This window comes from Pseudoalteromonas sp. D15MCD-2 (genome assembly GCF_038562745.1).
In the GTDB taxonomy this organism is placed as follows: Bacteria; Pseudomonadota; Gammaproteobacteria; order Enterobacterales; family Alteromonadaceae; genus Pseudoalteromonas.
The window spans coordinates 390,347-403,878 of record NZ_JBCFQE010000002.1 but is presented as its reverse complement, the minus strand read 5'-3'; the positions used below and the strand labels follow the sequence as shown (position 1 = coordinate 403,878).

Below are 13,532 nucleotides of genomic sequence, written 5' to 3'. Positions count from 1 at the left end.
ACTAAAAAGAAACAAGCTACATATAGCTACTACTAATTTAGTATAGTCAAAACTTACCTATCTTCCATCTTATTTATTAGGCTGATTCATGTGTTAAATCAACAAATTAGTGTATATAAAAAACTACTATTTCACATAAGGATTTATACAATCTAATCACGTAATATGAAATCACTCTGGCAGGGGGCTTCTCCAGGGCTTTGATCTAATTTTGTGTTAGGGCAATTTTTAGTAAAAAATAACGCTTCTTCTAGAGAGTTCATTTGGCTGCAATATTGACGGCCATCACATTCATACTCTGGCTTTTCATAATCAGATATTGTGATATCTCGATTATGGCTATAATTTGATTTTATGGGATCAATAATTTTTGTTTGAAGCGTTTGTGTTGGTGAGATACCCCCATAATTTACTGCATAATAATCCCATGCGAAGTAGCCAATTATGATGATTAGAAAAAACTTCCTCATGATGAATCCTTGTTATTATTGTTTAGACTAATGTGAATCGTGAGCGGTATTGAGGCCTAAGCCTTATGGCCCAACCCGAAAGTCTTACTATAATAAGGTGAAGAAATAATATTAAGTAAAATTAGTGGCTTATGAATGAAATACGAAATTTCTGATAGCGAAGATAAATCAAAAGTTTGAAATGAACAGAAGTTTTAAGTATTAAATTATTAGAGGTGTAGTGTAGATTAGAAAACTAGCTAATTTAATAGTCTATACTTAAAGATTAAAATATAACAACTACCCATAAATTACGTTATGTTAAATTAGTTAAAATAATTAAAAGTGGGAGTTAGGTTGCTAACTAGCCCACTTTTAGAAGGGTTTTAAATAGCTTAATTTAGCTCAGAATCTACCCAAAACTTAGTGCCTTTCAGTACCGCTTGTAACGCAAGGCCATTTTCGGTTAAAGAGTAAACAGTTACTTGGTCTGCAATTGCTTCGGCAACTAAAGCGCCACCTTTATCTTCATATTTTGCTGCTGCATCTGCATTTCCACCGAATGCCCAACCATGTTCAATAAAGCGATTTACTGCTGCTTGGTTATGAAAAACCATCACAACATTAAAGTCTTTAACACCTAAACCTAGACCTAAACCCGCTTCACCCATATTCATGTAAGTTGATTTACCGGTTAGGTTGTTTTTAACAACACCATAACCACCGCCAAAACTGGCTAAAACAACATTTACATTGGCATTATCAAAAACCGCATAACCAGCAGAGTTAGCAATTTGTTGTTTAACATCAGGTTTTTGAGTGTAAAGCTCACTTAATGTATTGTTTTTCATGCTTTGTACTAAAGCACGTTTTTCATCGGGAGATGCACTGCCTGTTGTAGCACAACCGGTTAAAATTGTAGTGATTAAAACTAAACTAATAGCGATAAACTTTTTCATACATATTCCTTGAATATTAGTATGGCAATCTAGTTAATGTTGCAAATACTAAAGATATATTAAGTCCAATACTAGACAGTATCGGACTTTATGGTAACCTTATAACTAGTTATTTTACAAGATATTACATCATTATGCTCGTTGCTCTCGTTGATACACTTAAACAACTGCGTTACCAAATTGCCCATCTTGAAGATGATACTCTCGCAACAGAATATCCAGAACTTGATAACTTTATACATCATGTTGGATTGACTGTTGCTGAATCAAAAAATGACTTAGGTTTTCTTTATCAGTTTTTATATGTGTATGGCCGAAAATCAGAATCTACATTTAATCGATTTCGAAATGAGCTTGAGCGGTTCTGTTTATGGTCATGGTTAGTTGCTGAAAAATCAGTTTTTGATCTAAAACGTGAAGATATTGAAGCCTATGTTGATTTTATGGTTGAACCAGATTCGGCCTGGTTATCAAGTTCAGTGCAATGGCGTTATAAAGATGAACAAGGCATAAGACGGCTTAATACAAATTGGCGCCCTTTCATCAATAAAGAAAATATAGCTAGCCAACAAACACTCGCCGCTATGTTTACGGCGCTCAATGTTTTTTATAAGTTTGCAATTTTAGAAGAAAAAACCTTTGCTAACTTTGTACCGGTTGTTAAAAAGAATAGCCCTTACTTAGTTGTGCAATCGCAAATTAAAATCCCCGATACACTCAGTGATATTCAATGGGAGTATGTATTTGGCGTTACTCGAGATTTATGTGAGCAACAACCTGATTTAGAAAGAAATTTATTCACTCTCGCTTGCTTAAAAGGATTGTATCTACGAATTTCTGAGTTATCCGAGCGCCCTCAGTGGTCGCCGGTTATGTCACACTTTTGGCAAGATAATGATGGTTTTTGGTTTTTAAGAATTATGGGTAAAGGTAACAAATTACGTGATGTTACCTTAAGTGAAGATTTTATATCTTATCTAAAACGTTATAGGCTTTACCGAGGTTTACCTGCCCTGCCCCGTGTTGATGAAGCTGAGCCGCTAGTTCACAAAATTCGTGGCAAAGGGGGAATGACTGTTCGTCAAATTCGTCGTTTGGTACAACAAAGTTTTGACTTAGCAAAACAATCTCTTTTACAAGACGGCTTTAAAGATGATGCAGAACAACTTGAAGCAGCTACTGCTCACTGGTTAAGGCATACTGGTGCAACACACGATGCTCAAACAAGACCGCTAAAACATTTATCTGAAGATTTAGGTCATGCAAAAATTGCTACGACAGATCAAATTTATATTCAAACAAATATCAAAGAACGTGCAAAGTCTGGAATAAAAAGGAAAGTTTAATGGAATATACAATACTGGCGTTAGTCGGTTTAGCTTTATTATTTTACTCACTGACGATTCGGCAATTAGAGCGAACAGAAATTACCGGGCCAATGTTTTTTGTGTTGGTCGGAATTGCAATGTCTTACTTTTTGCCGAGTGAGTTTAAGTTAGGCGAAGCCGGACTCAGTGACATTTTACCTTTGGTTGAATTAACCTTAAGTATTTTTTTATTTACCGATGCCGCCAAATCAAAACTTCCCGTATTAAAACATAGTTATCAGTACCCTAGCCTGTTACTTTTTGTGGCTTTGCCGATGACATTAGTGTTAGGTGTAGCTGGTGGGTTGTTTTTCTTTTCTGAGTTATCACTTTTTCAATCTGCCTTGATCGCGATTATTTTAACACCAACGGATGCTGCGCTTAGCAAAGGAATTTTAGAATGCACATCGGTTCCAGAGAAAGTTCGCGAAGGAATAAATACGGAAAGCGGGTTGAACGATGGCCTTTGCGTACCCATCTTTTTAATTTTACTTTTATTAGCTCAAAATCCAGAAAGTGCTGTAACGACAATTGATACTTTACTTGTTTTTGCAAGAGAGTTAGGTGTTGCACTTGTTATTGCAGGCGTGTCGATGGCCGTGTTTATTCCACTTTTAAAAATAGCATTAGCACGTCATTACTTTGCAAATAATAGCAGTCCATTTTTATTGATTGGATTAGTCATGGCTATTTTCTCTTTAACACAAAATTTTCATGGCAGTGGTTTTATTGCTGTTTTTGTTGCGGGACTTTTATTTGATTATTTAGCACCTAAAAAAATACGTTCAACATTAGTTAAAGACTCTGAGCATATCGCCGAATTTGTTGCGCTACTAATTTGGTGTTTATTTGGTTTTGTATGTGGTCACTTGATTGTGAATGATATCACTTGGCCAATTGTTTTTTATGCGTTATTAAGTGTGACGATTTTTAGAATTGTGCCAGTACTACTTTCACTTATGTTTACTAATCTAAATTTCAAAGACAAATTTACATTTGCCTGGTTTGGTCCAAGAGGTTTGGCGTCTATTGTTTTCACTTTAATGGTGATGGATACAGCAATTGCAAACAAAGAACAAATTGCCACGGTAACATTAACAACCATTTTATTTAGTGTTTTCATTCATGGCATGAGTACCAAACCCATCGCAAAAAGTTACCAAAAATAAAGGCGCGTTAAGCGCCTTTATAATTTTCAAAAAAATTAAAGTAACTCTGCAATTAATTGCAGTGGGTGCTTTGGTTTAAATTTTTCATAGCGTTTCACTTGGCTACGACAAGAAAAGCCAGTTGCTAAAACAGTTTCAGGTTCATTATCAGAAATAATTGGTTGCCAACTCATTTCATAAAGAGCCCGTGAATTTTCTTGGTTTTGCTTTTCGTGGCCGTACGTTCCTGCCATACCACAACAACCCGTACTGGTAGTTTCAAGCTGTAAATTTAGATCAGCAAAAATGGTTTGCCAAACTTTAGAAGCATTCGGCATGGCTGTTGTTTCAGTACAATGACTTAACAATTTAAATGGCGAACTCGTTTTAGTGGTAAGAGTAACTTGTTTAAAGTTTTGCGTTTGAAGCCATTCATGAGCTAATTCAACTTTAAAGTCACCACGCTCATCTTTTAATATTGAGACATACTCATCTCTGTAACACATAACCAAAGATGCATCGAGCCCAACTAAAGGAGCGTTAATTTCACTCAGTGAATTTAAAAACTCAGCTGCATTTTTTGCTGTTGTTTTAAATTCATTTAAAAAACCTTTTACATGCTGAGCTTTACCATTTGGTTTGAACGGTAATAGCATTGGTTTTTTGCCTAGCGCTTTAATCACTTTAATAAAGCTTTCTACTAATTCAGCTTCGTAAAAACTAGTGAATGGATCTTGAACTATTAGTACATACTCGGCTTGTTGTTCTTTTGAAAGCGAATTAAGTAATTCAAAATTAAATTGCTGATCTTTAGAAATACGTTTAGAAAGTTGGGGGACGCTTAAGCTTGGCGTATCCACATAACCAATGGTATTTTTAATTAGACCTGAAACAAGCTTTGTATTTACAATTGGATTTACCACTTTAGCAAACTTTGCCATCACCGGCGCAGTTTGTTCGATGCCTGCAACTAAGTAATCTTTAGCGGGACGAGCATAATAACTGTGGTAGAAATTTAAAAAGCGTGAACGGAATGTTGGTACATCAACTTTAATTGGGCATGCAGTTGTACATGCTTTACAAGCTAAACATTCATCCATTGATTCTTTCACTTCGTGAGAGAAGTCATAAACACCTTTTTTCTTATCGCGACTATGTTGATAGCGCTCCCACCAAGTGATTACTTCACCATTAACTAATTCTTTTTCGACATTAAGTAAATCAATATTTTCAGACTCTTGAAGTCGCAACCATTCACGCATTAAACTTGCGCGACCTTTAGGTGAATAACGGCGGTCACCTGTTACTTTATAAGATGGGCACATTGGTGATTTTTCATCGTAGTTAAAACACAGACCATTACCATTACAGGTCATCGCGTTATTAAATTCTGTTTTAACATCGATAGAAATTTGTTTGTCGAACCAGGCACGCTTTTGATCGTCCACAGAAACGAGAGAGTCTTTACTTTCAATTGGCGTACAGATTTTACCTGGGTTTACTCTGTTATTTGGATCAAATGCTGCTTTGATTTTTCGAAGTTGTGTAAATAAATGCTCGCCGAAAAACTCAGGGCCATATTCACTTCGATAACCTTTGCCATGCTCTCCCCACATCAATCCGCCATATTTTGCAGTCAGTTTAACGACTTCATCTGAAATATGGCGAAGCAATTTTTCTTGTTCAGGGTCACACATATCTAGTGCAGGTCGTACGTGTAAAACACCAGCATCAACATGGCCAAACATACCATATTGAAGGTTGTGGTTATCGAGAAGTTCACGAAACTCGACTATAAAATCTGCTAAGTTTTCTGGTGGCACTGCAGTATCTTCAGCAAAAGCTAAGGGTTTTTGACTGCCTTTTACATTACCTAAAAGGCCTACTGACTTTTTACGCATTGCATAAATTTTTAAAATATCTGCTTTGTCATTCGTTAACTGATAACCGATCACCCCATTAGTTTGTTTTTCAACACATTCATCGAGTAGCTTACAAAGAGTGTCTACTTTATCTTTAATGTCTTCAGGTGAAACCGCATTAAACTCAACCATGTTGAGCCCTTGCATATCTTTATTCTCAACATCGGTTATTAAGTCCGATACTGAATGCCAAATGATATCTTCTCGAGCAAGGTTAAGTACTTTGCTATCGACTGTTTCTACAGAAGTTGCATTTGCTGCAACTAGAAATGGTGAATGACGAAGTGCAGAATCAAAGCTATCGTATTTAATATTTATTAATGTTTTAAATTCAGCAATGGGCGTAATATTTAGTTTTGCTTCAGTTACAATACCTAATGAACCTTCAGAACCAGTAATTAATCGGCTCATATCAAAGGTTTGTAAATCATCAGAAAGAATATGTTCTAAATCGTAGCCGGTCAGAAAACGGTTTAAACGTGGGAATTTTTCTAAAATAGCGTCTCGATTCTCAAGGCCAATATCAAGAACTGTTTTATATAACTTTCCTACTGTTGTGTTTTGTTCAGCAATTACTTTTGCTTTTTCAACAGGCATAGGGGTTGTTGACATTTCAGTGCCATCAACAAGATAAGTTGTTAGGCCTAAAACGTGATCACTTGTTTTGCCATAAACCAAAGAGCCTTGACCTGATGCATCTGTATTTATCATTCCACCGATTGTTGCACGGTTACTTGTTGATAAATCTGGCGCAAAGAAAAAACCGTAAGGACGCAAAAAGTCGTTTAATTGGTCTTTTATTACACCCGTTTGTACGCGCACCCAGTTTTCTTCGACATTGATTTCTAAGATTTCACGCATGTAGCGAGATAAATCAACAACTATACCCGGGGTTAGCGATTGTCCATTAGTACCTGTACCGCCTCCGCGTGGACCAAAAGTCAGTGATAAAAACGGATCACGAGAAGCAATTTGCATAGCAAGTTGTATGTCTTTTGCTGACTTTGGAAAGATGACACCTTGAGGTACCTGTTGGTAAACGCTGTTATCGGTCGATAAACTTAAACGTGTAGAAAAGCTTGCATCGGTATCACCACTAAAACCTTGTTTTTGTATTGTATCTAAGTAATTAGAAACGAGTTCTGTGGTGGCTTGTTGTTGGCTTATTGTTGCTATCATGACGGTGATAAATTAAGGCATTTTGCAAATTATATCATGCTAATAGCTAAGATAAATTGAAGATTTTACAGTTTGTAACACTCTTTTTATCGATTTCGGGGGCAATACTTTTATACTGTGTATTAAAGCAGCAAATGAGATAGTCAGATGAAAAAAATTGCATTAATCAGTTTAGGTGCCTTGTGCATGTTATTGGGTTTAGTTTTTGTCATTATTCCCGGACCGTCGCTGATCTTCTTTATTGCAGGACTTTTCTGTTTATCTTTTTACTATCCTAAAGCGCGTGATTATTTAAGCTTGTGCCAAAAGGCTCTGACTAAGTCATGTGCTTATATCGATAAAAAACTTGCTCGCTGATTTCTAATTGAGTTACAAAAATGCCAGCTAAGTGCTGGCATTTTTTATATCAGAATCTTTATTTTAATTAAATAAAGTACTTAGTCGGCTAATTTCTTAGCAAGATATAACCAAGTTTCTAATACTGTATCAGGGTTTAGAGAAACAGAATCAATGCCCTGCTCAACTAACCAAGCTGCAAAGTCTTCATGATCTGAAGGACCTTGACCACAAATACCTACATATTTGCCTTTTGCTTTAGCAGTTTGAATAGCCATTGATAATAGTTTCTTGATTGCAGGGTTACGCTCATCAAATAGATGCGCAATTAAACCTGAGTCACGGTCAAGACCTAATGTTAACTGAGTTAAGTCGTTTGAACCGATAGAGAAACCATCAAAATATTCTAAGAACTCATCTGCAAGTAACGCGTTTGATGGTAATTCACACATCATGATTACTTTCAGACCATTTTCGCCACGTTTAAGGCCATGTTCTTCAAGTAATTCAATAACGCGCTTACCTTCTTCAAGCGTACGAACAAATGGGATCATGATTTCAATATTAGTCATACCCATTTCGTTGCGAACACGTTTAATCGCTTCACACTCTAACGCGAAACAGTCACGGAAATCTTCAGAGATATAACGTGCTGCACCACGGAAACCAATCATTGGGTTTTCTTCTTCCGGCTCATATTGCTGGCCGCCAACAAGGTTTGCATATTCGTTTGACTTAAAGTCAGACATACGAACAATTACACGCTCAGGTGCAAACGCACAACCTAGTGTTGCAATACCTTCAACAAGCTTAGAAATATAGAATTCTACAGGTGATTCATAACCTGCCATCATTTCAGAGATTTCAGCTTTTAGCTCGTCAGATTGAGCATCAAAGTTAAGAAGTGCTTTAGGGTGAACACCAATCATACGGTTGATTACGAATTCAACACGCGCGAGGCCAACACCAGCATGAGGTAAGCGTGCAAAGTCAAATGCACGATCAGGGTTACCTACGTTCATCATAACTTTCATTGGTAACTCTGGCATTTCATCAACACGTGAAGTAAGTACTTCGTAATCTAAAATACCTTCGTAGATATAACCTGTGTCACCTTCGGCACACGATACAGTTACATCTTGGCCTGCTTTAATTAAATCAGTTGCATTACCACAACCAACAACTGCAGGAATACCTAATTCACGAGCAATGATTGCCGCGTGACATGTACGACCACCACGGTTTGTAACAATCGCAGCGGCACGTTTCATGATTGGCTCCCAGTCAGGGTCAGTCATGTCAGTAACTAGAATGTCGCCTTGTTGTACTTTGTCCATTTCATCAATTGAATCTAGTACGCGTACAGTACCTGAACCAATCTTGTGACCAATTGCACGGCCTTCAGCAACAACTGTGCTTGTACCATTTAATTGGAAACGCTCCATAACGTTAGCATCTTCGTTTGAACGAACTGTTTCTGGACGTGCTTGAACGATGTAAAGTTTACCGTCGTTGCCGTCTTTTGCCCACTCGATGTCCATTGGACGACCGTAGTGCTTTTCAATAATAACAGCTTGCTTTGCAAGTTCTTGAACTTCAGCATCTGTGATTGAGAATTTGTTTGAAAGTGACGAATCTACGTCAACAATTTCAACTTGCTTACCATGTGATTCATCCGCTGAGTAAATCATTTGGATTGCTTTTGAACCAATGTTACGGCGAACTACCGCTGGTTTACCGTTAGCAAGAGTTGGTTTATGAACATAAAATTCATCTGGGTTTACAGCACCCTGTACAACCATTTCACCAAGACCATAGCTTGAAGTGACAAATACAACATCTTCAAAGCCAGATTCAGTATCAATACTGAACATAACACCTGAAGCTGCTTTATCTGAACGAACCATGCGTTGGATACCAGCTGAAAGTGCAACACCACGGTGGTCATAACCTTGGTGAACACGGTAAGAAATAGCGCGGTCATTAAATAGTGAGGCAAACACGTGTTTGATTGCAGTCATTACTGAATCAATACCACGTACGTTTAAAAACGTTTCTTGTTGTCCTGCGAATGAAGCGTCTGGCATGTCTTCTGCTGTAGCAGATGAGCGAACTGCAAATGAAACATCTTGTGATGCGTCGCCGTGTAGTTGGCTATATGCGTCGCGGATGGCTTGCTCTAGGTTTGGTTGGAATGGTGTATCGATAATCCATTGGCGGATTTCAGCACCGACTTTAGCGAGTGTATTTACATCATCCACATCCAATGTGTCTAAAATATCGTGGATTTTTGAGTTTAAACCAGATTGCTCTAGAAACTCATTGAATGCATCAGCGGTTGTAGCGAAACCACCTGGCACTTGAACACCAGCGTTAGCTAGGTTTGAGATCATTTCACCTAGTGAAGCGTTTTTACCGCCAACACGAGGAACATCTTGCATACCAAGCTCTTGATACCAGAGAACGTATTCTTGCACGGATCTTTCTCCATAAACAAATTGTAGTACTAACTGTGAGAGTTAAGAAAGAAAACCTTCTAAAAAGGTCATAGTCATTCTACACTGGCAACAGACCTCACGTAAACCGTGAAGCCCCTATTTTGCAGATAAAGGTAATAAAAAGGTTAAATATGAGAACTGCATTTTATATTTCTGATGGAACAGCAATCACCTCTGAAGTCTTTGGTCATGCGACCTTATCTATGTTTCCTGTTGATTTTAATCACAAAACAATTCCTTTTGTTGAAACAGAAAAAAAAGCAACTGAAGTTAAAAACTTGATTAATTCAACAGCTCAACGTGATGGTGAACAGCCACTCGTGTTCTTCACTTTTGTTAACCATGAGCTAAGTGAAATTATTAAATCGTCTTGCGCGGTGTGTTATGACTTTTTATCTCAATACAGTGATAAAATTTCTCAAGAGTTAAAAGTTGCGCCGGTACCTAAGGTTCATAGAACGCATTCAATGCACGAGAAAAGTTATGATTTTCGTATTGATGCGGTTAACTATGCGTTGACCAATGATGATGGCGCTAACATTAAAAACTACTCTGAAGCCGACATTATTTTAGTGGGTGTTAGCCGAAGCGGTAAAACACCGACTAGTTTATACCTAGCATTACAATATGGTATTAAAGCGGCGAATTACCCGCTAACAGAAGATGATTTAGAAAGAGGCTCCCTGCCTGAGTGTTTAAAAGCTTACAAACATAAACTATTTGGTCTAACGATCGACCCTGTTCGCCTTGCCGATATTCGTCAGCGTCGAATGGCAAATTCAAAATATGCGTCTTTAAAACAGTGTCGTATTGAAGTGCGTGAAGTAGAAATGCTTTATAAAAAGCAGAAGATTCAATTTTTAAATTCAACTCATCATTCAGTAGAAGAAATTTCTGCAAAGATTATATCTGATACTGGACTTGAAAGACGTAAGTACTAACTTATTTTAGTATCGGACATTAAAAAAGGCTGCAATGTGCAGCCTTTTTTTGGATAACTTACTGTTACTTACGAGCGTCTTTTAATAAGTCAGCAACTAAGAAACCTAGTTCTAATACTTGATCCGCATTTAAGCGTGGGTCGCACTGTGTGCGGTAGCGTTGTGCTAAATCTTCATCAGACAAGCCATACGCACCACCAGTACATTCAGTAACGTGCTGGCCAGTCATTTCAAGGTGAACACCACCTGGGTATGAACCTTCAGCTTTGTGTACTGCGAAGAACTGGCTAATTTCACGAAGAATATTATTAAAGCTACGTGTTTTATAACCTGAGCTCGCTTTCTCAGTATTACCATGCATTGGATCTGAGCTCCAAATAACTTTACGGCCTTCTTGTTGTACTTTACGTACAAGTGCCGGTAATTTCTCTGGAAGAACATCAGCGCCCATTCGTGTAATTAACGTTAAGCGTCCTGGAATGTTATCTGGGTTAACTGCATCAATAAGTTTGATTAGCTCATCTGGGTCCATACCTGGGCCAACTTTCACACCAATTGGATTTTTAATGCCTTTAAAGAATTCGATGTGTGCATGATCAAGTTGACGTGTACGTTCACCAATCCAGACAAAGTGTGCAGAACAATCGTACCAATCACCTGATAAGTGGTCACGGCGTGTTAGAGCTTCTTCATAGCCTAATAACAACGCTTCGTGTGATGTAAATAAGTCTGTTTCTTTTAAGCTCGGCGCAACGGTTGAGTCGATACCACACACTTCCATAAATTCAAGAGCATCTTGAATTCTGTCAGCTAGCTGTTGGTATTTCTCTTTAAGTGGATTTGCAGCAACGAAGCCCATGTTCCAGCGATTTACTTGATGTAAATCGGCTAAACCACCTTGCGCGAATGCGCGTAATAAATTTAGCGTTGCAGCACTATGATGATATGCAGTCATTAATCGCTGTGGATCAGGTACACGGCTTGCTCTGTGAATTCAAAATTATTGATGATATCGCCACGGTACGAAGGTAATGAAACACCATCGATTGTTTCGTAATCTGATGAGCGAGGCTTAGCGTACTGACCTGCCATACGCGCAATTTTAACTACAGGGCATTTACCACCATAAGTTAAAACAACGGCCATTTGTAAAAGTGTTTTAAATGTATCGCGGATATTTGCGGCATTAAAGTCACTAAATGACTCTGCACAATCACCACCCTGTAATAAGAAGGCTCTACCTTCACATACAGCTTCTAGTTGTTTGTATAAGCTACGCGTCTCTTCGGCAAATACCAAAGGTGGTGCGCTTTTTAATTGCCCTTCAACAGATTTAAGGGCTTCTTGATCTGGGTACTCTGGCTGCTGATGTATCGGCAGTTTTCTCCAGCTGTCTGGGTTCCACGATTGCATGTTCTTTCCTCATTCCTAACATAGACCGTTAACGAAAACTAACTTATTGCACGTACTAAGTTCAAGGGCAATATTCAGCTATTTACGATTATTTCGTTATTTGATAAATAGTTTCGATATTAACAATTAGGGTTTCAACATTTTATTGTTCAAAACCAGTCAGTTACACTTTTTGGTTACGTTATTCTTTACCGCACAACATAAGAACACATCTTACTTATCTGAAGTGTTACTGTAACCTCAGCTTTACATGCTTAAAATATACTTTTTAAGTCCTACATTGATCAAATTAAAAACTTATACTATTGGAATCTAAGGAACACATCATACTTTATATGATATAAATGTAAGGTCAACATAATAAAAAAATTGGACTATAAAAGCTCAAGAGATAAGGTTACAATTGAACTAACAGTAAGTAAGATGTGTTCCTATGAGTACAAAGTTAGAAATACGCAGTCAGTTTGATTTAGTAAGTGAGTTAACTCATTTGTTTTGTGAAGAATTAAAGGAAGTGGGTTTTCGTAAGGCATCATATTATCAATTGCCAGATATCGATATAAACGACGAAAAGAAAGTCCCTTCTTCAATTAGTGTACAAAAAATTGAAGGTGATGATGCTCATAAGTTAATTCTAAATTCATTTGGTGATTTTTATAAAAAGACAGGATTAAGTAGTCGAGTATTAAAAAGACATCCAGGTTTATTAGTTTTAAAAGATGTCGATAAGCAACATTTCATTGCAAGGATAAATCAGTTAAATAAAGCAAAAGCTGATTTTAAAAATAGTGTAATAGCTATCGATAATAATGATGCGCGATTTGAAGCGGTTCATAATGCTGTGCCTAATCTCATTACACTTGCTGCATATCGTAAGATCCATTTTGAAACTGAATCGCCCTACTCTGTTCGTTTTACTTGGATGCACAAACACGCAACTAAAACGCTAACTAAAAAAATGGCCTTAGCAATGCTCGATAAATCGGCTAGTTATTCTAATCCAAGAATGATAGACCAACACTCTTGGCAAGCACTAGTTGCACAAGAGCAAAGTCGTGTTGCAAGTTTAGGTGATAAAGAAAAATTACGAATTCGTAGACCAACAAGAGTTAGTCCACAAGTTAATGTAAGGTATACAGCTCAAAACCGATATCATGTTAGTGCTGCTTTACCTTTTATTTTGATAAACCCAGAACCAGATGTAAAACTTGGTACATTATCTGATTATCAAAAACCAGAAAGTCATCCTCGAAAAAGGGAATATGATTTTTTAGTTGATAGACTTTACTTAGAACAAGTAACAGATTGATTATGTTAAAA

General features: G+C 37.3%; 9 protein-coding genes and 1 pseudogene. 5 read left to right on the top strand and 5 right to left on the bottom strand.

Features of this window, described 5'->3' with window-relative positions:
• Positions 1 to 152 precede the first annotated feature (152 nt).
• Both AADY36_RS20885 and AADY36_RS18490 read right to left on the bottom strand, forming a co-directional pair.
• Complete coding sequence (locus AADY36_RS20885; RefSeq protein WP_446728746.1) at positions 153 to 470, bottom strand: hypothetical protein; 318 nt, start codon at positions 468 to 470, stop codon at positions 153 to 155.
• Between the two features lie 374 nt (positions 471 to 844).
• Complete coding sequence (locus AADY36_RS18490; protein ID WP_054563096.1) at positions 845 to 1,408, bottom strand: lipid-binding SYLF domain-containing protein; 564 nt, start codon at positions 1,406 to 1,408, stop codon at positions 845 to 847.
• A gap of 134 nt (positions 1,409 to 1,542) precedes the next feature.
• Between AADY36_RS18490 and AADY36_RS18485 the strand changes: the two genes are divergently transcribed.
• Positions 1,543 to 2,754, top strand: a complete 1,212-nt coding sequence (locus AADY36_RS18485) for a tyrosine-type recombinase/integrase (RefSeq protein ID WP_054563097.1) — start codon at positions 1,543 to 1,545, stop codon at positions 2,752 to 2,754.
• Positions 2,754 to 3,944, top strand: a complete 1,191-nt coding sequence (locus tag AADY36_RS18480) for a cation:proton antiporter (RefSeq protein WP_054563098.1) — start codon at positions 2,754 to 2,756, stop codon at positions 3,942 to 3,944. Before AADY36_RS18485 ends, AADY36_RS18480 begins: the two co-directional genes overlap by 1 nt.
• A gap of 35 nt (positions 3,945 to 3,979) precedes the next feature.
• Here the strand turns inward: AADY36_RS18480 and ydiJ are convergent, their stop codons facing one another.
• Positions 3,980 to 7,024: a D-2-hydroxyglutarate dehydrogenase YdiJ gene (gene ydiJ, locus AADY36_RS18475; RefSeq protein ID WP_342409441.1), complete on the bottom strand. Its 3,045-nt coding sequence runs from the start codon at positions 7,022 to 7,024 to the stop codon at positions 3,980 to 3,982.
• Positions 7,025 to 7,171: 147 nt separating this feature from the next.
• Here ydiJ and AADY36_RS18470 point away from each other — a divergent pair, with 147 nt between their 5' ends.
• A complete protein-coding gene (locus tag AADY36_RS18470) occupies positions 7,172 to 7,381 on the top strand; it encodes a PGPGW domain-containing protein (protein WP_054563100.1) in 210 nt (69 codons plus the stop codon).
• Between the two features lie 80 nt (positions 7,382 to 7,461).
• On the opposite strand, the gene ppsA is transcribed toward AADY36_RS18470, so the two are convergent.
• The gene (gene ppsA / locus AADY36_RS18465) at positions 7,462 to 9,837 is read right to left on the bottom strand and encodes a phosphoenolpyruvate synthase (protein ID WP_342409440.1); all 2,376 of its coding nucleotides are present in this window, start codon (positions 9,835 to 9,837) and stop codon (positions 7,462 to 7,464) included.
• 152 nt (positions 9,838 to 9,989) lie between these two features.
• Here ppsA and ppsR point away from each other — a divergent pair, with 152 nt between their 5' ends.
• Positions 9,990 to 10,799 carry a posphoenolpyruvate synthetase regulatory kinase/phosphorylase PpsR gene (ppsR, locus tag AADY36_RS18460; RefSeq protein WP_054563101.1) on the top strand — a complete coding sequence of 270 codons (810 nt, stop codon included), beginning with the start codon at positions 9,990 to 9,992 and terminating at the stop codon, positions 10,797 to 10,799.
• A gap of 64 nt (positions 10,800 to 10,863) precedes the next feature.
• On the opposite strand, the pseudogene AADY36_RS18455 reads toward ppsR, so the two are convergent.
• Positions 10,864 to 12,212: pseudogene (locus AADY36_RS18455) on the bottom strand (class II 3-deoxy-7-phosphoheptulonate synthase).
• Between the two features lie 433 nt (positions 12,213 to 12,645).
• Here AADY36_RS18455 and AADY36_RS18450 point away from each other — a divergent pair.
• Complete coding sequence (locus AADY36_RS18450; RefSeq protein ID WP_055198889.1) at positions 12,646 to 13,521, top strand: DNA replication terminus site-binding protein; 876 nt, start codon at positions 12,646 to 12,648, stop codon at positions 13,519 to 13,521.
• Positions 13,522 to 13,532: the final 11 nt, after the last annotated feature.

Excerpts from the sequence above, each read along its gene's own strand:
- AADY36_RS20885 (WP_446728746.1), bottom strand. The coding sequence starts at position 470 with ATGAGGAAGTTTTTTCTAATCATCATAATTGGCTACTTCGCATGGGAT.
- AADY36_RS18490 (WP_054563096.1), bottom strand. The coding sequence starts at position 1,408 with ATGAAAAAGTTTATCGCTATTAGTTTAGTTTTAATCACTACAATTTTA.
- AADY36_RS18485 (WP_054563097.1), top strand. The coding sequence starts at position 1,543 with ATGCTCGTTGCTCTCGTTGATACACTTAAACAACTGCGTTACCAAATT.
- AADY36_RS18480 (WP_054563098.1), top strand. The coding sequence starts at position 2,754 with ATGGAATATACAATACTGGCGTTAGTCGGTTTAGCTTTATTATTTTAC.
- ydiJ (WP_342409441.1), bottom strand. The coding sequence starts at position 7,024 with ATGATAGCAACAATAAGCCAACAACAAGCCACCACAGAACTCGTTTCT.
- AADY36_RS18470 (WP_054563100.1), top strand. The coding sequence starts at position 7,172 with ATGAAAAAAATTGCATTAATCAGTTTAGGTGCCTTGTGCATGTTATTG.
- ppsR (WP_054563101.1), top strand. The coding sequence starts at position 9,990 with ATGAGAACTGCATTTTATATTTCTGATGGAACAGCAATCACCTCTGAA.
- AADY36_RS18450 (WP_055198889.1), top strand. The coding sequence starts at position 12,646 with ATGAGTACAAAGTTAGAAATACGCAGTCAGTTTGATTTAGTAAGTGAG.